The following is a 22630-nucleotide window of genomic DNA, read 5'->3' as shown; positions in this document are numbered from 1 at the left end:
AATGTCAGGTCGCCGACATCCTGGAGGGGGGATGCATCGGATGAAGCGCGACTGGCCCCGCAACGGCGCGTTGTCGGGAAAAAGTGATTGCCATGGGTGCAAAGGAGCCGTGACGCTGGCGTTGACCGTCGCGTTGCGCTCACATAGCGAGGAGGTTGCTATGCGTAAGGAAGTTCTGACCCTCGTCGGCGGCGTTTCTGTTTGCCTGTCGTTGCTGCTCACCAGTTGCCGCACGCCGGAGTCGGGCGCCAGCTCTCCGCCCAGGTCGCAATCCGCCAGTCAGTCCGACGGTCAACCCGCCGATCTTCCGTTACCCACCAGCATGCCTCTGCGGGACTACGAAAAAGTCCTCTACACCTGGCTACTGAAATTCGATTACAAGAAGCTCGGCTGGAAGCACGACAAGGGCGTGCGCGACACCGGCCCCTTCATCCGCAACGAATATTTCGGCACGCATCCCGCCGTGCGCATTTTCTACTCGCCGGAAGTCATGCGTTGGCTGGAGGGCGGCCGCCAGGGCGATATCCCTGACGGCGCCATGATCGTCAAGGAGATGTACACCGCGCCCGGCGTGCTCTATCAGGATCTCGCCAAAGATCCCAAATATCAGGCCGACCCTGACGCTTATGAAGCCATGCTCGGCAAGCTGCTCACTGCATGGTCGGTGATGGTGCGTGATAAAGCCGGCTCCAAGGACGGCTGGTTCTGGGCGGGACCCAGCGCGGCGGGAGAAGGGCAGACCATTGAGAAAGCAGTGGACAGTCAGTTGGATAATTACAGCCACGCTCCCTATTCCAGCTTTGGCGCGCCCTGCCTGCGCTGTCACGGTTCGGCGGAGAATATGTTCACCTTCAGCGCGCTGCGCAATGTTGAAGGCTTCTTCCCGGAAGAATATCCCCTGCGCTTTTTCGTCGATACGTCCTGGCGCAGTCCCGATCATCTGAGCAGCTATCCCCTGTCTTTGTTAAAAGACGATCCCTACGCCCAGTCGGTGTTTGAAATTCCTGAATTGCAACGCCCCTGGGAAGACTCTGAAGTACCCGGTCTGCAGGCCTTCCTCAGCCAGCATATGGGGCAGGCGGAGCTCTCCGCGCTGCCGATGAAGAACGAAGCCCTGCCTATTCCGAACAGCGCGTTTCTGAAGCAGTTTCCAGAGTTAGCGCGCAACGTCTCTCTAAAGGTGAAACCTTTCCCGTCGCAGTGGGCCGACCATGTGGTGCCTGGTCCTGATGGCGCGGAAGCGTTTATCACCTCCAGTAACTGTCTGGGCTGTCATGGCGGTCTGGGCGGCTTGCCGTATGGCGTCACCATGTTCCTGCAGACCGGTCCTAATTACGGCGACGGCTTTAACGTCTCCGAGTATGGGGAATGGCGTTGGTCGCCCATGGGGCTGGCCGGGCGCGATCCCATCTTCCACGCGCAGTTGGAAAGCGAAATGGCTTATGTGGCGGCGGATGGGATGATGACTCCCACGCCGTTGAAAGGCAGCGTCGCCGATACGCAAACCGCCATCACCAACACCTGTCTGAGCTGCCACGGCGCCATGGGGCAGCGTCAGTTGGAAATCGACGCTGCGGTTGATCCGGCCCTCGACCCCAACTTCAAAGTGGATTATTTCTATCTCACTCAGGTGCTCTCCGCCGCGGAGCCGAAACCCGCGGACTACGCTTATCACAAATACGGCGAGCTGGCGCGGGAGGGCATCAGTTGCGCGGTATGTCACCATATCAACGAGCCCTCCGCCGAGCAGGTCGCGAGCTGGAATCCCGCCAATCCCGACTGGCTGACGCCCCTGACGCCGAAAGAACTGGCGTTTGGCCTGTTCCACAATTCCACCGGGCGCTTCGAGCGCGGACCGGATGACGAGTACTACGGCCCCTTCAAGGACGTATCCACCCGCCCCATGGAAGACGTGCTGGGCGTGAAGCCGGTGCATAACGGCTTCATGAAGGATTCGCAGATGTGCGGAACCTGCCACACCATCAACCTGCCCAATATCGGCATGACCCAGAATCCCTACCCGGTGCTGGACGCCGCCGAAACCAATCCGGCATTCAAGGATTATCCGCACACCATTGAGCAGGCCACCTTCCTGGAGTGGCAGAACAGCGCCTTCGCCCAGGGTGAAAACGACCCCAACTCTGACTTCAAGAGCTGTCAGGGCTGCCATATGCCGGGAGGTTTCGAAACTCTGGACGGCAGCATCAAAATCGACCAGCTCGTCACCCAGATCGCGGCGATTCAGGACGCCAACTTCCCCGCAGCGGAGCATACCCTGCCGCTGGAAGACATCGATATCCCCCTGCGTCCGGACTACAACCGTCACGAGCATGTAGGCCTGAATGTGTTCCTGCTGGAGATGTTCGACCAGTTCCCTGACATTCTCGGCGTGGATAAAACCGACTACATGACCGGCGCGGACAACGGCGTGGATCTGGCCATCGACAATATGATTCTGCAGGCGCAGAAGGAGACGGTGGACATCGACGTGAAAGTGGAGGGCGTCAGCAACGGCGTGCTCACCGCCAACGTCACCCTCACCAACAAAACCGGCCACCGCTTCCCCAGCGGCGTGGCCTTCCGTCGCGCTTTCCTGGAGTTTCTGGTGATGGACGGCGACAAAGTGGTGTGGGGCTCCGGCCGCACCAACTCTGTTGGCGTCATCGTGGACGGCAAAGGCATTCCCCTGAAAACCGAGTTCCTGCCCAGCCCGGATGCCTACCAGCCGCATTATCAGTTGATCACCCGTGAGAATCAGGTGCAGATCTACGAAGAGCTGAACCAGAACGCGCAACACGAATTCACCACCAGCTTCGTCCACCGCGTCTACAGCCCTAAAGACAACCGCCTGCTACCCAAAGGCTGGCGCGTCTCCACCGTATTCAAACCCGAAGGGCAGGTGATGGAGCAATTCATGGCCTCCACCGACCCCCACGGCGTCGGCGACGATCCGGACTACCAGGACCAGGGCCCCGGCTTCAAAGGCCAGGACGCACTGACCTACAAAGTCACCCTGCCATCCGGCGTCAACACCAGCGCCCTCAGCGTAAAAGCCACCCTCTACTACCAATCCATCCCCCCCTACTGGCTAAAACAACGCTTCACCACCGCCCCCAACGGCGCGGCAACACAGCGTCTGTACTACATGGTCAGCAGACTGAACCTGGAAGGAACCCAAATGGAGAACTGGAAGTTGGTATTGAAGAGTATGAAGGTTAGTGGGTTTTAGTGGGGGTTACGACCCTCTTTAAATCGTGAAGCTCATGTTAGGAGATAGTACTCGTATATGAGATTAAGAAAAGCTAGGGTAAGAATGTATCGCAGCGTTATAGATACAGGAATATTTGATATTGAGTCTTCTAAAACCATTTTTGTTGGTCCGAATGAAGCTGGAAAAACAGCTGTTCTTAAAGCATTGCAGCAATTAAATCCACCTGCTGGAACTCCAGGGTTTGACTCATTAAGGGACTATCCGAGATCGCACTATAATGAAATATCAACAAAAAATGTGGAAGTTTCTAGTGTTATAGTTTCTGAAGGATTTTTTGAAATAGAAGAAGAGGAGAAAGAAATTATTCCAGAGCCTTTCTGGGACTGTGTATTCGTTGTTGAACGTAGGCTTGATAATAGTATTAATTATTATTTTGAAAGCTTGCCATCTTTAAGTTTTGGGGAAGTAAAGAAAGACTTTTTTCGATTGTGCTCATATGTAAATGAAAGAATTGGAGGAGATGAATCTAAGCATGAAATTGTCTCCTCCATAGAATCTTGTTTGAGCCTTATAAAAAGCGTTGGTGATGAACTTGTTATAAATATTGATCTGTATAATCGTTTTAAACCTTTTCTTGAAATGATGTTTCCATTTTTGGATGAGGAAAATAAAGTTGAAAATGATAGGTATGATAAAATATGTAGTACATTGAAATACGCTCAAATTGAGCAGGATACTCTCGATGCTCTCAAAGACAGAGTACCTGTTTTTGTTTTCTTTAGTAACTACTTTAGAGTTCATCCATTGATTCACCTTGAACACTTGGCTCAAAGAACAGAAAGTAATTCGCTTGATGATAAGACGTATGATTATGGAAATAACTGCTTATTACAATTACTAGGATTTAAGGCTAGGGATCTCTCAAATCTTGGCAAGGCTGCTGAGCCCCAACTTGGTAATGCTGATGCAGTGAAGAAATATCGTGATCAATTAGACACTAGGAGCTACCAGTTAAATTCTGCCAGTGTACAACTGACCGAACAGATCAGAAAAGTATGGTCTCCCGACCCGTCGAAGGCCGAGGCAGATCGTCTTCGAGTAACTGCAGACTCTCAATATCTGAAGGTTGTTGTGGAAGATGATCTTGGAGTTGAGGTTGAGCTAGATCAGCGGTCAGAGGGGTTTCAATGGCTGGTGTCTTTCTTTGTAGTGTTTTTTGCTGAGGCGGCTAATAGACATAAAAATGCAATATTATTACTTGATGAACCTGGTTTGAGCTTGCATGGATTGAAACAACGCGAGTTCCGTGAAACTATTTCTAGGCTCTCTAAGAAGAATCAGACTATATTTACTACACACTCTCCCTTTTTAGTAGGCCCGAATGAATTGGACTTAGTTCGGGTTGTAGAAATGACGTCTAGAAATACTGGAACAAAAGTGCACACTGAGGTTGTTGCAGATGACCCTGCATCCTTACTTCCCTTGCAGGAAGCACTTGGATATGACTTAGCTCAGAGCTTATTTTCGGAGCAAAGAAACATTGTGGTGGAAGGTTTGACAGATTATTGGTACATAGATGCAACAGCCTCATTATTAAGGGAGGCTAATTTAGCTAATCTAAATGAGAAAATAGCCTTAGTTCCGGCAAATAGCGCGGGAAAAGTTGTTTATTACGCAACTATACTGCATGCTCAGAAGCTCAAGGTGGCAGCATTGTTAGACTCTGATAAGGCTGGAAACCAAGCCGCTCAGCAGGACACGTTGGTGCATACTTTGGGAAATGGTAGGATTTTGCGAACTAAGGATTCTTACAGTGGGGCGGTCGAGAATCCAGAAATAGAAGACTTGCTACGTATGACGTTGGTTAATGTTGCCAAGTCTGAACTTAATTGGGATATTACTGAATCTGCAGAAAAATATCCGGCACGACCTATAATAAGTATATTTTCGTCTGAAATTAATGATTTTTCAAAATATAAACTAGCTAAAATTTATGTTAAATGGACTCGAGATAATGATGCTTCATTATTAACCGAGCAAGAGATCTCTGATTGGGTTAGCTTAATTGATAAAATTAATAAGTCTTTGAAATGAAAGTTTACTGGTTGTGAGTTTGGTGAAAAAAATAATAAATAGCCTAAATTTCATAAATGTTCATATGTGAACAACACCTTGAGGTAAATTTGCTCCAAACTATTTTCCAGCCCCAATGGAGCAAATCAAATGAAGGGCAATCGCATTATCAAACAAGCACTGACCATCCTGGCCGCCCGCCTGCGCGAGCCCGGCGCAGTGATCGCCAGCCCCCGCTTCGCCTACGACTACCTGAAGCTGAATCTGGCTGAACTCCAACACGAAGCCTTCGGCGTGTTGTTTCTGGATAACCAGCACCGCGTCATCGAATTCGATCTGATGTTCCGGGGCACCTACAACGAATCCACCGTCCACACCCGCGAAATCGCCAAAAAGGCGCTTTCACTCAACGCCGCCGCCGTCATCCTCGCCCACAACCACCCCTCCCAAAACGCCCGCCCAAGCCAAAGAGACATCCGCCTCACCCGAGAAGTGAAACGCACTCTCGACCTATTGGAAGTACGAGTGCTGGACCACGTGATTATTGGAGGAATGGAGGAGTTTAGTTTTGTGGAGAATGGGATTTTGTAGGGGAGGGGGATTTGAGCTACTCCGAATGTTGGAAGGCGCTGCGCTTTTCCAACCTACGAAAATTCGGCGGCGTCAGTAATAGAGATGTTCTGTTAAAAATGCGTGGCTTGCGCCCAGGGAAGCAACTGGGCGTATGGCAATAACTGTAGGTTGGATAAGCGAAGCGCCATCCAACATTGTGCTTATGTTACTGGTTCTTATCTTCGAAAGGCAGGAGATCGGCGACTTTCGTTAAAAACTCATCCAAGGGAATATAAGCGTCGCAGTGCTCCAAAGGAACGCTCCATCCAAACTCCTCATCCCAGGTCATCACGTCGTACATATAGCGAAGGGCGGCAAGACAAGGTTTTGTGCGATCTGGCTCGCCATATTGCCATTGGATAATGGCGTCTGGAACTTTAGAACCATCAGAAGGATCTAGAACACCAGTGAAGGCGCCTATGACTTCAGAAACGGGTATGAAGCCGACTACCTTGGCGATTTTGGAGTCGAAGGGCACCCAGTAACTATCTCCACTTGGATCAACCTGCCAAAAGAGAACATCGTAAACAGTGCCTGCTGGATACTGGATGGCGGAGACATAATAAATACCGCCTTTTTCTGGAGCGCCCTGGCGCCAATTGACTTCACTATTTGAAGCTACCATAGCATTGTCTCTCCTTTATTTACCGCTCTTTCAAACTCATCAACCATTTCTTGAAGTCTGAATTTAGAATTTGTATTGAGCTGGCCATGCGCATCAAGCCAGAAATCCAGTATTCCAAATGCGCTTCTTTCTTTATGTGGAAGTTTATCTTCTGACCAAAGCGTGCAGTATACTAGGGCGTAATTGCTTGTCCAGTCTACTTGTTTGTTAACGTTGTATCTTCTTGTCGCCTTCAGATGCGAGGGAGAGCCTTTTTCTAGAATATGTGCGTGGTATGTATCTTCTAGCTTAAGAGGGTCTTTGTCATAAGGGACATCCCTCCCGATAAGATATCTAATGTTTATATAGTTATTTGTGTCATTGAATTTTAAGTTTTCTTTCTTGTACTCGATAAAATCCCTTATTAAGTCTTGAAGCTCTGGAATTGCTTGGAACTGGCTCTTTATCTGTGGACTAAGCCAAACCTTTTTAGCCTTGCTCATCAATTACTTCCCTGTGTTTAGTAAACAATCATGGTCCACTTGTGTCCATTTATCTCTGCATCCTTTCTTGCTCTTTCGAATGCATCAGCGACTTTCTTTATATTTTCAGGGGTTGGCTTAAAACGAGGTACGTAAGCTGGCTTATTTGGGGGTTCGTTTTTTGTCTTGTCGGTCATAGTGACTAATCCTTTAAGCGTGTATAAGATGATTCTGAACTTCGAAATTCATATCTATTTTGACAACGACTTTTGATTATCTTGTGTGTGTCGGATGATGTATAGAAAGCTGGCTTGGTTTAATGTTAAAAATGATTAACTTTGATGGTAATCATATAATTCTGTGAAGTTTTGGATGGAAGGTATAAATGTGACTATATATCGTATTATCCATGAGGAATCCTATTTAACTTTCGAGATTCCCACGGGCGAAGTCCTGAAAAATCTGGGTCGTGAATACCCGTTTCATATCAAGCGTTTTCCTGTGCCTTACAGCGCTATTTGGAAACCGTTAAGTATCCGATTCAAAGCGACAGACAGCGGCGTTGAAACTATCCCAGATATCGCAGCCAGAAACGGTCGGCTTTTCTTTAACGAAAAGGCGTACAAAGCAATGAGCGGCCTTTTGGCCCAAGCAGGGGAGTTCTTGCCGGTTAACTTCGATGAATCCCACGGTTATCTGTTCAACCCTTTGCGAACAGCGGAAGAAGTGGATGGCGTGGATCGGCGTTTGACGGCGTACGATGCAAATCAAAACTTGGTAAACATCGCTTTCGACGAGTCCAAGGTTGGCGGCTTTCCTATATTCCGAACTGAACTGGATACCTTCCAGGGCATATTTTGTAATGAAGCCTTCGCCAAAGCTTACAGGCAGTCAGAACTAACCGGCATTTTTCTCCATTCGGACTTATCCAATCCGCTCGGCGAGAGCTACGGCGTAAAGCATTGATGCTCTGAACCCCCAGTCACCGTAGGTTGGATAAGCGAAGCGCCATCCAACAGTTCTTCTCACATGCCGCGATACATTTTTCGCCCTTCCTGTGATGCCTGTTTGTTTCTTTCCACGACGGACTTTAGACGTTGTTATCGCTATATTTCTTTCGGGAACACGCTCGGATAACATCACAGCGTTTCTCCATTTTCCGGAGCCTGATCTCCCTTCACTCAACGAGTAATACTTTTACAACCTCATATGAAAAAACACTATTTGGCCGGACTGCTGTGTGGATTACTGATAAGTGGCGCCGGCGGGCGTTCCGCCCTCGCTGCAACGTCGGAAGAGTTGTTCAAGAGCGGGCAGTATGAAGAATTTTTTTCTCAGGCCCATGAGGCGGCGGCCAAGGGCGACGCAGACGCTCTGTTTTTGCTTGGTAAAGCTTACGACTTGGGAAAAGGCGTTAAGGAGGACCGCGAACAGGCTCGTGTTTATTATCAACAGGCTCGGGAGAAAGGCTCTGCGCGAGCCAGTCATAACCTGGGCGTGATGGAGATTGACGCCAAGCGACCCGAGGCCGCAATCCCGCTTTTGCAGGAAGCGTTGGAGCGGGGGTTGAAGATGCCTACCTATATTAACCTCGCGATTGCGTATAACGAACCCGATCCTACCTCTGTGTTCGCCGTGGCGGGCGTGCTTCCCAATATTCTCAAGTCTGGCGATTACTACGCCAAGGCGCATGAATCGGCGCCGGACGCAGGCTATGACTTCGAAGCCTCCCGGCAATATGTGCGCGCTTACCAGATGTCCAGGCATCTATTGCCGGGAGAGCGTGATGGTTTTGACTCGTCCGCCATGAGAAAGCAGGCGGTGGAGTGGCTGCAGAAGGGGATGGACAGAGACCTCAGGCAGGCATGGACCAACTACGGGGTGCTAATGCTTGATGAGAAAAACTACGCGGAAGCCCAATCCGCCTTCAGCAAAAGCGCGGCGCAGGACGAGCCGGTGGCCCACTATCATCTGGCCCGCATCGCGGAAATGGGATGGGGTCAGGAAGAGCGCGATAGAGAACAGGCGTTGATTCACTACGAGAAAGCCGCCCTGCTAGGGCTGGAAGCGGCCCGCCAACCCGCCAGAAATCTGTTGGAAGAGGAACTCAGATACGAAACCGACATAGATAAGCTGGAACAAGGCCTCAAAAGGCTGGAGGCCCTACGCAAGCCGGATGATTATAACTACATATCGCTGAACTCGCCTGAAGCCCGCTTGATGTGGGGGAAATTCTTGCGTGATCAAAAACGAACAGCTCAGCCTCTCCCCGCACAGCCGATCATTCTAAAGGCCTGCGGACTGGGATTCAGTCAGCCTTATGGAGTGCAATTCAACATCGGAGAAAATTCGAGCTGGCGTTTGGAAGCGCACAAAGCACTGGGCGAAGTTGAACCCCTTTCTTTCAGTGGTTTAGTAAACGCCGAAGGCTGCGCTGAACTGGACCAGGAAATGCCGGCGAATGTACGCGCTCTACTCAATGAGGGGGCGGTGCTAGCGCTCAGATTCCCCAACTATTCGTTGCCTCTGCAATGGAAAGAAGAAACAAAAAATATCCTCCTCGACATGCAACCCATCGGCGCCCCACTGCCAAGTGGGATTTAACTACTAAGCCGCTGACATTGCTCGATCCTGAAAACGCCCTGAACCTCTACGATAGGCAGGGCGTTTTACTTTATTTGGGCTTATCCAATCCGCTGACGAGCACTACGTAGTCTCTGACTCTCAATCACCGTAGGTTGGATAAGCAAAGCGCCATCCACGCGCCCCAGAGCCGCCACTTCATACCCCCAAAATCGGGCTTAATCAGCTCCGCCAATGCCCATATAAAAGCTCAGGCTTGATTGCAGGATGTTGCTTTCTTTATTCGGCAAAAAGGAAACGCTGTATTCGACAAAGTCGTCGAAGGTGAGTGGTTCTTGAGGCAACCCAAGTGAGAGAGGCTTTTGACCATCAAAAGCGTTTTTCTCCAACTCGGATGTCACTATGCTGCTCAGTGAGGGCGAATAGGTTGGCGTGAGCTGAGCGTATTGAGCATGCTTTTCGATGATTTGCCCAATGGACTGGCTTGTGGGGGCTGGATTCTGACTGGAGAAAGCATAGCTGACCTTAAAGTTATACATATCACAGTATTTGTGTTCTATAACGGCGATATCGCCATTTTTATACACAAGATAAAGCTTTTTTATATATTCATCGCTTTTTCTGTCTCGTTCTGTGCTCCAGTGTGAAAGCGCCACACTGCTATCTGTTACGGCCGCCTCCTTAACAAACGAAGCTTTATAGTGGCACTGGGCTTCTTCAGCACAAAAAGCGACAGGCGTAACAAGCATGAGAACAGAAAAACTAACGGCTTTCATTGATGTCATTATCTTGTTTTGATACCAAATTCATTTAAGTAATGAATGAGCTTCCCAAATAAGCCTGCCTGGATTTCAAAGAACTCGTTTTCATGAGCCTCATCATACTTGGGATGGTCATCACTCCAGTAGGGATACTTCAACTCCGCCTTCATATGCTCAACTATTGCTACATTTGTAAGCGCTTGAGCTTCCTCACGGGCAAGCCTAATCGCAGTCATAGTGTCAGCCGTTTCCATATCACTGGATGAAGGCTTGCTAAGAATACGCGTCACTTCAGGATAGTTCTCGCTTTCGGCAATAGCTTTTAATTGTGCAATGAGTTCGTCGGGAAGAAACACGATTTTCATGGCTGTTTAACTCTGATAAATGTGCTCAGATAGAAGGCGAAAATCATTATCATCTCCCTCTGAGTCGTCCAAGGCATGCTCGCTAGTGCTCCAGGCATAGAAAGATTTCTTCTGCTCTAACACTTCTATTGAAACCAATGCGATTGTTCTACTTTCTTCGGTAGGTTCGGAAAATTTTTTAGGATGATATTGCTCGCACTTCCATATCGCCATAACTTCCATTTTATTCTCGTTTAAATACGCATCGAAGTTGTCTAGGGCTTCTCTTATGGTAGAACCGGGAACTATTGCAACTCCGACTAGAAACTCAGATCCATCAAAGTTTAATGGGGACATTGCATCTAAAGATGCTCTATGGTGAAAGATCCAGGCAGATACAGGGCTCATAAATACCTCATTCAGTTGATAAAAAGCAGCTTGTACTACTCTAATGCCTAATAGATGAGCAATGAGTTCGAAGGAAGAAAAATACTGCACTCATAAACAGGTGGCGCCTTGTAAGATTTTCGGAGCCCATCGCATCGATATTTACTGGAATTGGCATAAATGGAAAGTCCTATTATGTTTTCTTTAAAGTACAATGTATAGAAAGCCAGCTTGTTAACTATTTGGTAATTTCTTATCGAGTGTATGTGTGGCTATATTATTGAAGTGTTTAAATCTACGGGTAATGAAAAGAGATGGGTAGTCATGTTTGGTGAAATTAATGAATTGATTGCCTGAAGAAATAATAAGGATGAAGCATGGCCTTAAAGACAGCGACTTTATATGCATGGCTGATTTTTATCTCGTTTTGTATTGCGACCATTAGTATCGATTACATCATGAGAGTAGCTAGCGACGATTTTTATGCCGGCGGACTGTCGAAAACGCTATGGACTACAATCCCAATTTTGGGCGGACTGATCAGTCTTTCTATACTGGTTAGTGGGGCTAAAAACATAAGCAAAAACTGGCGAAAGATCTGCTTAATTTTCTTAAATGCTCTTTGCGGTGCGCTGCTCTACTTCGTCGTTGCTTTTCTTTATGTCATTGAGCTGGGTATTGACTCACTGTAGGGGCGTGGCGAACATTGCCTTAATAAGTCCGAGGGGCGCCAGAAGGAGCTATTAAATGGTGGTTACCTCAGAGAGAGACCCCATGTCATGGAATCCAAAGAGTGAATAACAGGATTATTTCTATAAACAACGAGAAGCTGGATGCGTTTCCCGCTATTGAGGATTACGCATCTCTTCGTGAGCTGTCTTTGAACGGCAATCGCATCAGCGCTATTCCGCAGGATATCGGGAGTGCAAAAGAGCTGAAAAAATTCAGCGTCTTCGATAACCAGATCGCGGAGATTGCGTCTGAAATCTGGAGTCTGACTCAGCTTGAAGATTTGAATGTCAGTAAGAATCAGTTAACGGCAATTTCCAGTGAGATTGGCAATCTGACCCAGTTGAAGTTAATCGATATCGCGCATAACAGGTTGAGTGAGATTCCGGGTTCGATTGCAAACTGTCGTGACGTGGCGTTTTTATACGCCAGCAACAACAAGATTGCTGCGTTGCCAGATTCACTGACGCGTTTGAATAAGCTGCTTTACCTTAACCTGAGCGATAACCCGCTGCCGGTGTTGCCGGAGGATTTCAGTTTTGAATCACTGGTGGAGTTCAGGTTGTATAACAGCGGTCTTGTCACTTTGCCGGATTCTTTCTTCCTGTCCCGAACGCTGAAAGAAGTGTACCTCCAGAACAATCGTTTAACTGAACTGCCGAAGACGGTTGGACGTTCAACCAAGCTGCGTAAGTTATTCCTGGAGGGCAATCAGATCATGGCGTTGCCTGATGAAATCGGGAGCTGCGCGTCACTGGAAGAACTCGATTTGCGCAACAACCCCGTTGAGCGCCTGCCAGACGCCATCGGCGAACTGAAACAACTGCGTCTGTTGGATCTCAGAAAAAATCGTCTGCAAACGCTGCCTGAATCGATCCTGTCGTTGGAGAACCTCTGCAAACTGGACCTGCGCTGGTCCGAGCGGCTGCAAACGCCGGAATGGCTCGACGAACTCAGAGCAAGAGGCTGTCTGGTTTACTGCTAATGCTGGCTTGGAGGCGGCGAAGTAACAACGCTAGATTGCTTCGCCTTCTTCATCCTCCAGAACTTTCGAACTGGCGCCGGTGACGAATTCCGCTTGCTGGTCGACGAGGACGATTTCTGCGACTTCTATGATGTCCTGATTTTCTTTTGTTGGAGCGGTAAAGTTTTCAGGAACGTACCGTTCGCATTTGGAAACGTCCATTACCCACATTTTGTTCTCGCTCAGATAATTATCGAGCGCATCCAGCGCCGCCCTCATTGAATTTCCCGGGACGATGATAATGCCTGCGATATATTCTGATCCGTCCAAATTCATAAGCGAAAACTCATCCATGTGGGCTTTGAAGTGAATGATCCAGGCGGAGTGTTTTGTCATTGGGTTGTTGTGTCCTGAAAGAGCAACGTTAAGGCCGACAGCAAGTCTTACGGGTCAACGGAATATGTTTGGCGACGGCGTTCAAAAATGTATCCAGTGGGATATGCCCGCGGCAGTAGGCGATGGGGGTACTCCAGCCGAATTCTTCATCCCAGGTGAGGATATCGTAGGAGCCTGGGGCGGCGGCGATCTGGGGCGCTTTGGCGTCTGGTTCACCATCGCGCCAAGGCAATATGGCCGCGTCGGCCTGATAGTTTTCTTCGATGTAATAAGCGCCGGTCAGGTATCGTAAGGCGTCTTTGACGGGCATGTAGCCCGTCACGTCTGCGGCAGGGGAGTCGAAGCCGTTCCAACACCGGGTCTTACCGTTATGGCGGTCATAAGCGCGGTACATGGCGTCATAAACCAGCCCCGCCGGATAGGTGATCGCCACCAGATAGAGAATGCCGACTTTACACTCTGTCCCGGATAACCACATGGGCTTTGCAATCGTCGGCGATGTCATTAAATTTCACTTTTTCCTGTTCTACTTTCCCGGCGTATACTCGGGCTGAAGGGTTCGCTTTGCGCGGAAAATTATCTATGTTGAGGGCGGAGATGTATAGAAAGCCGGCTTGATGATGGGCGGTTAATTCTGAGAAATACGCTGCATCCGCGTGGGGTAAATCCTCCGGCCGCTGGTTAAACCGGGAATAGTGGGCTATCTGTTTAGCAGAGAAGAAGGAAAAGACTTTTAGTAGTGGGTATCTGAGAGACGGGTTGAGCAGGGTTATGGCTAAAGCAAGCGCGATAAATACGCCGGTGCATATTGTTCTGGTCGGCGACTCCATTTTTGATAACGCATCCTACGTCGATGAAGGCGACTCCGTTGTCGAGAAATTGCAGGCGGCGGTTGGGGACGACGTGAAGGTGACCCTGATCGCGGTGGACGGCAGCGTCACCACGGATGTGTCGGAGCAGCTGGTGGACTTTCCCGACGATGTCTCTCACGTCATCGTGAGCTGCGGCGGCAATGACGCCCTGAGCGTGATTAACATTCTGGACGCCCGCGTCAACACCGTCGGCGCGGCCATGCGCGCAATGGATCGTGAGCGCGACGCCTTTCGCTCCAACTACAGCAACATGCTGGAAGCCCTGCTGGAAAAAAGCCCGAATCTGGTGGTCTGCACCGTTTACAACAACATCCCCGGACTGGGGACGGAAGCGGTGGCCGGGTTGGCGCTGTTCAATGAGATCATTCTGGAGGAAGCCATCGCCAGACAGCTCCCTGTCATCGATCTGCGCAACCTCTGCCAGGATGTAGGAGACTACTCCGCCAGTTCCCCCATCGAACCCTCCGCTCAGGGCGGCAAGAAAATCGCCAAGGCTATTCAGCGGGTAGTGACGCTGCATGCGTTTGGGACCGGAGAGAGCAGAGTCTACGTCTAAGCCCACCTGCCTAGCTTCAAGCGGGAACGCGGGGCAGGTATACGGGATAAACCCGTTCACCCTGAACCCGCCGAAGGGCCTTCCAGAGCGCCAACGAAGCCGCAGTAAAGTCTGACCCAATACCACACCCACTCACACATACGCTCACCCGCTGGGCCACCACATGCCCCGTTCGCCCTGAGCTTGTCGAAGGGCCTCCCAGAGCGCCAAAGAAACCACCGCCAGCCCCGACGCTTTTGCCTGAACCAAACAGCTAACCCTATACTCTCCGGCGAAACACAACACGAAGGACGCAAACAAGCGTGTGGAAGTTACTGAAGTACCTGTCTCTAACCGTTTTTATATTAGCGTTCCTGACGGTGACGGCGCTGGCGTATTTATGGACGACCCGCGAAGCAGATAAATGTTTTATACCAGATCAATACAGCCTGCTGAGTTCCAAAGAAATAAACGGCGACGCTTATCAGCTTTATTATGTGGTGTCAGGGTGGGCGGATAAGGTTGAGTTTTTGACGCTGTATCGCGGTGAACTCGCCTACGATCAATGCGGTGGCGTCAGTTCCGAAGCCCTTGTTAATGTTTATATCGACAGAGGTCCCGAGGGCGCAGCGAATCAGGCGCCGACCAAAATTATTATTGAAGGCGAGCGGATACGTATTGAATATGCGCCATTGAACGAAACGAGGACGCCTGTGTCTGAGTCGCCAGTCGAATGGCTATCTCTCTCGCAGAACGCGGAGAACTTATAAACGGGGTAGTGCATGAAGAAAAGAATGACATTGAACCGCGTCGGCGCACTCCGTTGTCTGCGCGGAATAGCGGCTTTGTGTGCGCTGCTGTGGGCCACTGCGACCTTCGCACTGGAAGATGACGGCCTTCAGGATAAAGTACTGGCCTATGTGGAAAAGCTGGAAGAGAAGACGTCGCCGGAGCAGGCGTTGAGCTATTGGCGCTCACTGGAGTTTGAGCTGGGCGGGACGGATGGGCGTTATGAATACTGGCTGGGAAAAATCTACCAGGATCTGCAACAAAACGAAGCGGCGCTGCAGGCGTTTAACCAAAGCGTCAAACTCGATCCCGGCAATCGCTGGCCCTACATAAAAATCGCCGAGATAGGCATCCAGCAAGGCGCCTACGAGGCGGTGGAATCGTTGATGAACAAACTCATCAAAGCGTATCCAGACTGGCATGTCACTCCATTGACGCTGGCGCAGTCCTACTACGCCAGCGGACGCTATGACGACGCGGTGAATGCCGTGACGACCTCCCTGAAGATCGAACTGACGCTGGAAGGCTACGTGCTGTTAAGCAAGGCGGCACTGGAGACCAAAGACTACCTCACCGTCGTCCAGGCAGGGGTGACAGCGCAGGAAAGCGATTCACAACTGCAAAAAGACCCTGAACTGTCCGAACGCATAGTACAGGCCTTGGTCGGCATGGAGCGTCGCGACAAAGCCGCCGTCTATCTTGATAGCCAAAAGTCTGCTCTGCCTGCAGAGACGATTCGGGCGTTGCAGGAAAAATATGGGCTTAAGTAGAATCTGGATCGCTCCCACCGTCGCCTTGACGTAAGCCGGGCGTCATAAAATCGGCGTATCGCCATTATCAAGCGAGAAGGACATTTAACTGCTTCTTCCGTAATGAAATCTTTTTGTAACCATGCTGTCACCTCTTTCCGGTATTTCTGGCCCACTGCGTTCTGAAGTGAACTCTGATGAGAAGAGGTTTGAGTATGTCCGATATAAAAAAATTCGAATTCGACAACTCCGGGATCGATCCAGTTACAAACTTTTCCGGAAATCGCCCTTTCGCTTCCGTGCTTGAAACCCGCATCGCCCGTCGCACTGTCATCAAGGGCGGCGTCAGCGCCGCTTTGGCGGGCATGCTCGGCATGTCGCTGGTGGGCTGCAGCAGCGATGACGGCGGCGATTCTGATGACAACCAGGGCCCGTTGCTGGGCTTCACCGCTATCGCCACCAGCGTCGCCAACGAGGTGAAAGTGGCGGCTGGCTACACCGCCACGCCATTCGTTCCCTGGGGCACGCCTCTGACCGGCGCGCTGCCTGAGTATCTGGGCGATGGAACCAATACCGGCGCGGACCAGGAACAGCAAGTGGGCATGAACCACGATGGCATGCACTACTTCCCGATTGATTTCAAAGAAGGCGGCGCCAGCTCGGAAGAAGGCCTGCTGGTGATGAACCACGAATACATCGAGCCGGACTTCCTGCACCCTGACGGCCCGACCGAAGTCGGCGGCGCTCGCCCTGAAGCGGAAGTGCACAAAGAAGTGGCGGCCCATGGCGTCAGCGTTATCCATATCAAGAAGACCGCTGGCGTTTGGGATATCGTCCACGGCAGCCAGTACAACCGTCGCGTGACCGGCGCTACCGACATGGAATTGCGCGGACCGGTGCGTGGAACCGATTACGCCGTCACCAAGCACAGCAACGACGGAACCCTGGCTCGCGGCACCCTGAATAACTGCTCCATGGGATATACGCCTTGGGGAACCTATCTGGCCTGCGAAGAGAACTGGGCGGGATACTTCAAGAGCGATGACGATCCCAAGCCGCGCAACCTTAGCCGTTACGGCGTGGGGAGCAATTCGCGCTATGGCTGGGACACCGTGGCGGGCGTGGACGTTTACGAACGCTTCGACGCCACCAGCAAAGGCGCTGGCGCTGCGGACGATTATCGCAATGAGCCCAACACCTATGGCTGGATTGTGGAAATCGATCCGTTCGAACCGACTTCCACGCCACAAAAGCGCACTGCGCTGGGCCGCTTCGGCCATGAAGGCATCATCTTCGGACTGGTGGAAGAGGGCAAACCCATTGTTTGCTATTCCGGCGACGACTCCCGCTTCGAATACATCTACAAATACGTGTCCAACCAAGCCTACTATGCGGACACCGCCAGCGGCGCGCTACTGGACGACGGCAAGCTATACGTGGCCAAGTATAACGATGACGGCAGCGGCGAGTGGCTGGAACTGTCTCATGGCGTCAACGGCCTGACGGTGGATAATGGCTTCGCGGATCAGGCGGATATTCTGGTCAATACCCGCACTGCGGCGGATTTCGTCGGCGCCACGCCCATGGATCGACCTGAGTGGGGTGCGGTGCATCCTACTACTGGCGAGGCGTACTTTACGCTCACCAACAACAGCCGACGCACTGAAGACCAAGTGAATGCGGCGAACCCGCGCCCCAATAACCGATACGGCCATATCATTCGCTGGCGCGAGAACAGTGACTCCGTCACCGCCTTCCAGTGGGATATTTTTGTGCTGGGCGGTCCCGCCGGCACGGCGACGCCGGGTGAGACCGCGGCGCTGGTGACGCTGGACGACAGTAACAAGTTCAACAGCCCGGATGGCTTGTGGTTCGACAAGCGCGGCGTATTGTGGATTCAGACTGACACCGGCGGCACCGAGGAGTTCGGCAACGATCAGATGCTGGCGGCCGATCCGTCCACTCGTGAAATCCGCCGTTTCTTCACCGGGGTAGTAGATTGCGAAGTCACAGGCGTGACCTCGACGCCGGACCTGAAGACCATGTTCGTCAATATTCAGCACCCAGGCAGCAAGAACGGCGACGGCAGCTATACCAGCAACTGGCCGGACGGCGGCTCCGCCCGTCCTCGCGCCGCCACTGTCATCGTCACTAAAGACGACGGCGGCGTTATCGGCAGTTAAGCCTCGCTTAGAATGTCTGCCGGCCGCGGATGAGGAATTGGACCCCGTCGATTTCCTTTCCGCCGCCTTCATCCCGGTCCAGCGGGAAGGCGATATCCAGGTGCAGGACGCGAGTCACTTGGATACGGCTGGAGGTCAGACGCAGACCGATCCCGACATCGTGCAGGACGCCGTTGTTGGGGCCGTTATCCTCTCCGGGAAACCACGCCCGCCCCATGTCCATGAAAACCGCGCCGCCCAGGCGGAACAGCTCGAACGGATGCCAGTTGGAGTAATAACGCCGCTCCAAAGTGAGCAGAAAGCTGCGATCTCCGGTCTGATACCGTAACGGATATCCGCGCAGCCCGTTGTCGCCCCCTAACGTCAGCTGCAAATCTGAAGTGAGGTCTTTGCTATAGGCCAGACTCAATGCGGCGTACCAGCTGTTTTTGCGCTTGGATTCGGTGCGCAGATAACGGGTTTGCAGGCCCAGGATCAGGTTTTCCAATCGGTCTCCCGAAGGGCTCCAGTAGCCGGTCTGGTCGAACTGCAAGTCCGCGAATTGCAGGCGCTCCGCGATCAGTGCGCGGCTGATTCCGCTTTTTAATACCCACTGATCCTCGCTGGCGCCGAAAGATTCCGATGACCAGCCCAGTCGGGCGTATAACTGCAAACCAGTGGGAATGTCTTCGGTTTGTTGGATCTGATTGAAGTTGTAGGTCTGAAAGTAAAGGTCCTCACGGTACTCATAACCGATCCAGGGATAGCTGAGGATGCGGTCCTCGGGAAAGGGATCGGGGGGCGTTTCGCCCGCTTCTTCGGAGAAGTCGTAATGGGCGTACTCGTAGCCGTAAAGCAGGCGATGGTCGTTGAAAGCCCCGCCGCCAATGGAATGGCCGCTGAACAGACCGTAACTCTCCAGACGCTGTTTGAACTCGCTGACGCTATCGCCCCGGTAATAAAGTTGTTGCGTCAGTTGCTCGCGGTTGTAGGCGACGCCGCCGGACCAGTTGGCGCCGACTTTATAAAAGGGCCGCACGAACTGGGCGGCGCGCCGATAGCCGTCGCTGTTTTCGGTAAACGTCAACTGCGAGGTCCAGCGGGAGCCAAGCAGATTGGGGTCCTGATAATCGACGGTGAAGCCGGTGCGGGATTCATCTTTCTTGTGGCTGAAAGCCAGACGTTTGCCATACCCCAGAAAATTCTCGTCGGTCAGGCCCAGCACGGTCGTGTTCTCGCCGCCGCTGCGACTGAAACCCAGCGCGGGCAGTAACGTCCATAAGTCCCGGGTGACCACGGCGATATCCACCATCCGGCCGCATACGCGAAAGGGACGCACCCAGGCGTCGTACAGGTAGGATTTATCGCGCAGGCTGCGTTCGCTTTGTTGCAGCATATGCGGGTCGTAAGGATCGCCGCTTTTAAACAGCAACTGATAACGCGCGGTTTCTTCGCGGGTGCGAATATGCAGGGCGTTGGCGGTGCGGTAAATCCAGTGATCTTCTTCCGGGTCGGTGGCGTCGAAAATCTCCCGGTTGAAGACATAAACTTCGCCAATCAGCGCATTCTCCGGGATGGTTAAGCCCAACTCCTGTCGCAACTGCACTCTGGGATTATCGAAATCCACCTCGCTGGGCTGAATCTCCGCATACTCACAGACCAGCCCGGCCTCCTGCTCCGCCAAGACCTGAGCGGCGCAGCAACCCGACGTTGCGGCGATGAACAAGCGGAAAAATCGGCGAAGTGAGTTTGAGCTCATTGCGTATCCATCGAGAGGAAGTCCTGATTGATAAGCGGTTTTTATTTATAGCTTAGCGGTTTATGCAGCAAGATGGAGCCTCAACTTTACCGCCTGATGACTGAAATAATCGGAATCAACCGTTCGCCCTGAGCCTGTCGAAAGGCCGCATACCTGCTGCGCCTCAATAATCGAAATCAACCGTTCGCCCTGAGCCTGTCGAAGGGCTGCATACCTGCTGCGCCTCAATAATCGAAATCAACCGTTCGCCCTGAGCCTGTCGAAGGGCCGCATACCCGCTGCGTCTCAACAATCGGAATCAGCCGTTCGCCCTGAGCTTGTCGAAGGGCCGCATACCCGCTGCGCCTCAATAATCGAAATCAACCGTTCGCCCTGAGCCTGTCGAAGGGCTGCGTACCCATTGCGCTTCAACAATCAGGATCAACCGTCCACCCTGAGCCTGTCGAAGGGTCGCATACCCGCTGCGTCTCAATAATCGGGATCAACCGTTCGCCCTGAGCTTGTCGAAGGGCTTCCCAGAGCGCCAAACCGAATCAGGAATGGAAACATGCCTATTCCAGCGCCGCCAACGCCGCTGCGCATTTCTCCCGCAAAAAATCCCGCAGCAATAGCGCGGCGGGCGTCACCTGTTTTTTACCGGGACAGATCAGGTACATGCTGATCTCCGCACAGGCATATTGGGTGAGGGTGGCGCGGACGCGGCCGTGCAGCAGATCCTGACACATATCGAGCCTGGACTTGTTGGCCAGACCCACGCCAGCGACGGACCAGCGGTGTACCGCTTCGGCGTCATTACTGATGCGGTCGCCATTAACATTGACGGTGATGCGTCGATCGCCGTCATGGAACCCCCACTGGTCATAGGCGCGCTCATCCACCAGATACAGCAGGCAGTTATGGTTTTGCAGGTCTTCCGGCGTCAGCGGGTCGCCGTAGCGTTCGAAGTACGCTGGCGACCCGCAGATGATGCGGCGCGTGCGCACAATGCTGAAGGCGACATGGCTGGAGTCGGGCGGCGCGCCGTAGCGCAGGGCGATATCCACGTTTTCCCGATTGATGTCCGCCACCCGGTCTGTCAGCTCCAGGCGCAGCACGAGATTAGGATGCTGACCCTGAAACTCATCCAGCCAGGGCATCAGCAGATTGCGGCCAAAGTCTGAAGACGCGGAGATGCGCAAGGTTCCGCCAATTTCGCCTTTCTTCGCCAGCAGTTCCCGTCTTCCGGTATCAAGGGCATGCAACGCCGCCCGGCAGTGTTGCAGAAAGCTTTCTCCTTCGCCGGTGAGGCGCAGGCTGCGGGTGGAGCGCACAAACAGGGCGGTATCCAGGCTTTGCTCCAGGCGTTTGATGGCGGCGCTGGCGGCGGCGGGAGTCATATCCAGTTCCCGTGCGGCGGCGGTGAGGCTGCCGTGCAGAGCGGTCTGGTGGAAAACGGTAAGGTCGTTGATGGAGGTCATTTTCAAAAAATATTTGAAAAAGAAACAACTAATAGGCTGTTTTTCGTTAACAGTCAATCTACGAGAATGCCTTATCGCCGCATTACGGCCCTGAATTCACCTGCACAGGAACACGAACATGAAAGCTATTGGTTATCTGCAAGCGCAATCCATCGATCATCCAGAATCACTATTAGACATCATGCTGCCTGATCCGCACCCCAAGGGACGCGACCTGTTGGTGGAGATCAAGGCGGTGGCGGTCAACCCTGTGGACGTGAAAGTGCGCAGCAGCATGTCTGCGGAAGGAGAGGCCCATAAAGTGATTGGCTGGGACGCTGCGGGCGTGGTGAAAGCGGTTGGGGATCAGGTCAGCCTGTTCAAGCCCGGCGACGAAGTGTATTACGCAGGCTCTATCGCCCGCCCCGGTACAAACAGCGAACTGCATCTGGTGGATGAACGCATTGTCGGGCGCAAGCCGTCCAATCTCGGCTTTGCGGAAGCGGCTGCGCTACCGTTAACCGCTATCACTGCCTGGGAAATGCTGTTTGATCGTTTGCAGATCAGCCATAAGGGCGCAAACAGTGAAAACGGCAATCCCGCCCGTTTGTTAGTCGTCGGCGCGGCTGGCGGCGTGGGCTCTATCATGCTGCAGCTGGCGCGCAAACTGACCGACGCGGTGATCATTGGCACGGCGTCGCGTCAGGAAACCCGTGATTGGGCGCTGGCCATGGGCGCGCACCATGTCATCGACCATCGTCTTCCTTTGTATGAAGAGTTACAGCGCATCGGCATAGACAGCGTCACTCATGTAGCGAGTCTTACTCACACGGAAAAGCATTACGACAGCATCGTCCAGGCGTTGGAGCCGCAGGGGCGTCTGGCCATGATCGACGATCCCTCCACGCCGATCGACATCATGCCCTTGAAGCGCAAGAGTCTGTCTTTGCATTGGGAGATGATGTTCACCCGCTCCTTATATGAAACAGCGGATATGATTGAGCAGCACCGCTTGTTGAATCGTGTGGCGGAGCTGGTTGAGGAAGGCGCTGTGCGCACCACGCTGAAACAGAATCTGGGTAAGATCAACGCAGAAAATCTGAAGCGCGCCCACAGCCTGATTGAGAGCGACGCCGCCATCGGCAAAATCGTGCTGGAGGGATTCTGACACTTTTGGGCTCT

General features: G+C 52.2%; 22 protein-coding genes. 12 read left to right on the top strand and 10 right to left on the bottom strand.

The genetic code is table 11. The features are described from left to right. Nucleotides 1-31 precede the first annotated feature (31 nt). The 3 genes from AC2IBB_RS32530 to radC all read left to right on the top strand — a co-directional run bounded on the left by AC2IBB_RS32530 (nucleotide 32) and on the right by radC (nucleotide 5875). A complete protein-coding gene (locus AC2IBB_RS32530; protein WP_486330765.1) occupies nucleotides 32-3229 on the top strand; it encodes a hypothetical protein in 3198 nt (1065 codons plus the stop codon). 57 nt (nucleotides 3230-3286) lie between these two features. Beyond that, a complete protein-coding gene (locus AC2IBB_RS32525) occupies nucleotides 3287-5305 on the top strand; it encodes an AAA family ATPase (protein ID WP_486330764.1) in 2019 nt (672 codons plus the stop codon). A gap of 129 nt (nucleotides 5306-5434) precedes the next feature. Next, a complete protein-coding gene (radC, locus tag AC2IBB_RS32520; RefSeq protein WP_127973971.1) occupies nucleotides 5435-5875 on the top strand; it encodes a RadC family protein in 441 nt (146 codons plus the stop codon). Between the two features lie 187 nt (nucleotides 5876-6062). Here the strand turns inward: radC and AC2IBB_RS32515 are convergent, their stop codons facing one another. From AC2IBB_RS32515 to AC2IBB_RS32505, 3 genes are read right to left on the bottom strand one after another with little or no spacing between them, the layout of a single operon-like run. Then, nucleotides 6063-6521, bottom strand: a complete 459-nt coding sequence (locus AC2IBB_RS32515) for a hypothetical protein (protein WP_011400235.1) — start codon at nucleotides 6519-6521, stop codon at nucleotides 6063-6065. After that, entirely contained in the window at nucleotides 6515-7003 is a 489-nt protein-coding gene (locus tag AC2IBB_RS32510; RefSeq protein WP_279501359.1) for a type II toxin-antitoxin system YafO family toxin, read from the bottom strand. Before AC2IBB_RS32510 ends, AC2IBB_RS32515 begins: the two co-directional genes overlap by 7 nt. A gap of 17 nt (nucleotides 7004-7020) precedes the next feature. Next, a complete protein-coding gene (locus AC2IBB_RS32505) occupies nucleotides 7021-7179 on the bottom strand; it encodes a hypothetical protein (RefSeq protein ID WP_486330763.1) in 159 nt (52 codons plus the stop codon). Nucleotides 7180-7369: 190 nt separating this feature from the next. Between AC2IBB_RS32505 and AC2IBB_RS32500 the strand changes: the two genes are divergently transcribed. Together AC2IBB_RS32500 and AC2IBB_RS32495 are read left to right on the top strand one after the other, a co-directional pair. Further along, entirely contained in the window at nucleotides 7370-7948 is a 579-nt protein-coding gene (locus AC2IBB_RS32500; protein ID WP_486330762.1) for a hypothetical protein, read from the top strand. Nucleotides 7949-8191: 243 nt separating this feature from the next. Further along, nucleotides 8192-9586: a tetratricopeptide repeat protein gene (locus AC2IBB_RS32495; protein ID WP_486330761.1), complete on the top strand. Its 1395-nt coding sequence runs from the start codon at nucleotides 8192-8194 to the stop codon at nucleotides 9584-9586. Nucleotides 9587-9783: 197 nt separating this feature from the next. Here AC2IBB_RS32495 and AC2IBB_RS32490 read toward each other — a convergent pair whose 3' ends face one another. Genes AC2IBB_RS32490 through AC2IBB_RS32480 form a run of 3 tightly spaced genes read right to left on the bottom strand, consistent with a single transcriptional unit; the run spans nucleotide 9784 to nucleotide 11078 of the window. Continuing rightward, nucleotides 9784-10341, bottom strand: a complete 558-nt coding sequence (locus AC2IBB_RS32490; protein WP_486330760.1) for a hypothetical protein — start codon at nucleotides 10339-10341, stop codon at nucleotides 9784-9786. An 8-nt stretch (nucleotides 10342-10349) separates the two neighbouring features. Further along, nucleotides 10350-10691, bottom strand: a complete 342-nt coding sequence (locus AC2IBB_RS32485) for a hypothetical protein (RefSeq protein ID WP_486330759.1) — start codon at nucleotides 10689-10691, stop codon at nucleotides 10350-10352. A gap of 6 nt (nucleotides 10692-10697) precedes the next feature. Next, nucleotides 10698-11078 carry a hypothetical protein gene (locus AC2IBB_RS32480; RefSeq protein ID WP_486330758.1) on the bottom strand — a complete coding sequence of 127 codons (381 nt, stop codon included), beginning with the start codon at nucleotides 11076-11078 and terminating at the stop codon, nucleotides 10698-10700. Between the two features lie 356 nt (nucleotides 11079-11434). Between AC2IBB_RS32480 and AC2IBB_RS32475 the strand changes: the two genes are divergently transcribed. Both AC2IBB_RS32475 and AC2IBB_RS32470 read left to right on the top strand, forming a co-directional pair. Beyond that, nucleotides 11435-11749 carry a hypothetical protein gene (locus tag AC2IBB_RS32475; RefSeq protein WP_486330757.1) on the top strand — a complete coding sequence of 105 codons (315 nt, stop codon included), beginning with the start codon at nucleotides 11435-11437 and terminating at the stop codon, nucleotides 11747-11749. A 101-nt stretch (nucleotides 11750-11850) separates the two neighbouring features. Then, complete coding sequence (locus AC2IBB_RS32470; protein ID WP_486330756.1) at nucleotides 11851-12771, top strand: leucine-rich repeat domain-containing protein; 921 nt, start codon at nucleotides 11851-11853, stop codon at nucleotides 12769-12771. Nucleotides 12772-12801: 30 nt separating this feature from the next. Here the strand turns inward: AC2IBB_RS32470 and AC2IBB_RS32465 are convergent, their stop codons facing one another. Continuing rightward, a complete protein-coding gene (locus AC2IBB_RS32465) occupies nucleotides 12802-13146 on the bottom strand; it encodes a hypothetical protein (RefSeq protein ID WP_486330755.1) in 345 nt (114 codons plus the stop codon). A gap of 28 nt (nucleotides 13147-13174) precedes the next feature. Beyond that, nucleotides 13175-13651, bottom strand: coding sequence for a hypothetical protein (locus AC2IBB_RS32460; RefSeq protein ID WP_486330754.1), 477 nt, complete (start codon nucleotides 13649-13651; stop codon nucleotides 13175-13177). Nucleotides 13652-13917: 266 nt separating this feature from the next. On the opposite strand from AC2IBB_RS32460, the gene AC2IBB_RS32455 reads away from it, so the two are divergent. The 4 genes from AC2IBB_RS32455 to AC2IBB_RS32440 all read left to right on the top strand — a co-directional run bounded on the left by AC2IBB_RS32455 (nucleotide 13918) and on the right by AC2IBB_RS32440 (nucleotide 18274). After that, on the top strand, nucleotides 13918-14574 hold the full coding sequence (locus AC2IBB_RS32455) for an SGNH/GDSL hydrolase family protein (protein WP_486330753.1): 657 nt from the start codon (nucleotides 13918-13920) through the stop codon (nucleotides 14572-14574). A gap of 302 nt (nucleotides 14575-14876) precedes the next feature. Then, entirely contained in the window at nucleotides 14877-15323 is a 447-nt protein-coding gene (locus tag AC2IBB_RS32450; protein ID WP_486330752.1) for a hypothetical protein, read from the top strand. Between the two features lie 12 nt (nucleotides 15324-15335). Then, nucleotides 15336-16112 (top strand): tetratricopeptide repeat protein, encoded by a 777-nt coding sequence (locus AC2IBB_RS32445; RefSeq protein WP_486330751.1) that lies wholly within the window; start codon nucleotides 15336-15338, stop codon nucleotides 16110-16112. 194 nt (nucleotides 16113-16306) lie between these two features. Beyond that, nucleotides 16307-18274 (top strand): PhoX family protein, encoded by a 1968-nt coding sequence (locus AC2IBB_RS32440; RefSeq protein ID WP_486330750.1) that lies wholly within the window; start codon nucleotides 16307-16309, stop codon nucleotides 18272-18274. 7 nt (nucleotides 18275-18281) lie between these two features. Here AC2IBB_RS32440 and AC2IBB_RS32435 read toward each other — a convergent pair whose 3' ends face one another. Beyond that, on the bottom strand, nucleotides 18282-20012 hold the full coding sequence (locus tag AC2IBB_RS32435; RefSeq protein ID WP_486330749.1) for a BamA/TamA family outer membrane protein: 1731 nt from the start codon (nucleotides 20010-20012) through the stop codon (nucleotides 18282-18284). Between the two features lie 551 nt (nucleotides 20013-20563). Continuing rightward, nucleotides 20564-21469 (bottom strand): LysR family transcriptional regulator, encoded by a 906-nt coding sequence (locus AC2IBB_RS32430; protein ID WP_486330748.1) that lies wholly within the window; start codon nucleotides 21467-21469, stop codon nucleotides 20564-20566. A 118-nt stretch (nucleotides 21470-21587) separates the two neighbouring features. Between AC2IBB_RS32430 and AC2IBB_RS32425 the strand changes: the two genes are divergently transcribed. After that, nucleotides 21588-22616, top strand: coding sequence for a zinc-binding alcohol dehydrogenase family protein (locus AC2IBB_RS32425; RefSeq protein ID WP_486330747.1), 1029 nt, complete (start codon nucleotides 21588-21590; stop codon nucleotides 22614-22616). Nucleotides 22617-22630 lie beyond the last annotated feature (14 nt).

The sequence above is a fragment of the Hahella sp. NS-SX17 genome, from assembly GCF_057367735.1.
The sequence above is the reverse complement of the archived record's forward strand: the minus strand, read 5'-3'. Positions and strand labels throughout refer to the sequence as shown.

Bases quoted from the DNA above. Each gene is read 5' to 3' on its own strand.
- AC2IBB_RS32455 (WP_486330753.1), top strand. From the start codon at position 13,918: ATGGCTAAAGCAAGCGCGATAAATACGCCGGTGCATATTGTTCTGGTC.
- AC2IBB_RS32495 (WP_486330761.1), top strand. From the start codon at position 8,192: ATGAAAAAACACTATTTGGCCGGACTGCTGTGTGGATTACTGATAAGT.
- AC2IBB_RS32440 (WP_486330750.1), top strand. From the start codon at position 16,307: ATGTCCGATATAAAAAAATTCGAATTCGACAACTCCGGGATCGATCCA.
- AC2IBB_RS32430 (WP_486330748.1), bottom strand. From the start codon at position 21,469: ATGACCTCCATCAACGACCTTACCGTTTTCCACCAGACCGCTCTGCAC.
- AC2IBB_RS32460 (WP_486330754.1), bottom strand. From the start codon at position 13,651: ATGACATCGCCGACGATTGCAAAGCCCATGTGGTTATCCGGGACAGAG.
- AC2IBB_RS32465 (WP_486330755.1), bottom strand. From the start codon at position 13,146: ATGACAAAACACTCCGCCTGGATCATTCACTTCAAAGCCCACATGGAT.
- AC2IBB_RS32515 (WP_011400235.1), bottom strand. From the start codon at position 6,521: ATGGTAGCTTCAAATAGTGAAGTCAATTGGCGCCAGGGCGCTCCAGAA.
- AC2IBB_RS32490 (WP_486330760.1), bottom strand. From the start codon at position 10,341: ATGAAAGCCGTTAGTTTTTCTGTTCTCATGCTTGTTACGCCTGTCGCT.
- AC2IBB_RS32525 (WP_486330764.1), top strand. From the start codon at position 3,287: ATGAGATTAAGAAAAGCTAGGGTAAGAATGTATCGCAGCGTTATAGAT.
- AC2IBB_RS32510 (WP_279501359.1), bottom strand. From the start codon at position 7,003: ATGAGCAAGGCTAAAAAGGTTTGGCTTAGTCCACAGATAAAGAGCCAG.
- AC2IBB_RS32505 (WP_486330763.1), bottom strand. From the start codon at position 7,179: ATGACCGACAAGACAAAAAACGAACCCCCAAATAAGCCAGCTTACGTA.
- AC2IBB_RS32485 (WP_486330759.1), bottom strand. From the start codon at position 10,691: ATGAAAATCGTGTTTCTTCCCGACGAACTCATTGCACAATTAAAAGCT.
- AC2IBB_RS32435 (WP_486330749.1), bottom strand. From the start codon at position 20,012: ATGAGCTCAAACTCACTTCGCCGATTTTTCCGCTTGTTCATCGCCGCA.
- AC2IBB_RS32425 (WP_486330747.1), top strand. From the start codon at position 21,588: ATGAAAGCTATTGGTTATCTGCAAGCGCAATCCATCGATCATCCAGAA.
- radC (WP_127973971.1), top strand. From the start codon at position 5,435: ATGAAGGGCAATCGCATTATCAAACAAGCACTGACCATCCTGGCCGCC.
- AC2IBB_RS32530 (WP_486330765.1), top strand. From the start codon at position 32: ATGCATCGGATGAAGCGCGACTGGCCCCGCAACGGCGCGTTGTCGGGA.
- AC2IBB_RS32445 (WP_486330751.1), top strand. From the start codon at position 15,336: ATGAAGAAAAGAATGACATTGAACCGCGTCGGCGCACTCCGTTGTCTG.
- AC2IBB_RS32475 (WP_486330757.1), top strand. From the start codon at position 11,435: ATGGCCTTAAAGACAGCGACTTTATATGCATGGCTGATTTTTATCTCG.
- AC2IBB_RS32480 (WP_486330758.1), bottom strand. From the start codon at position 11,078: ATGAGCCCTGTATCTGCCTGGATCTTTCACCATAGAGCATCTTTAGAT.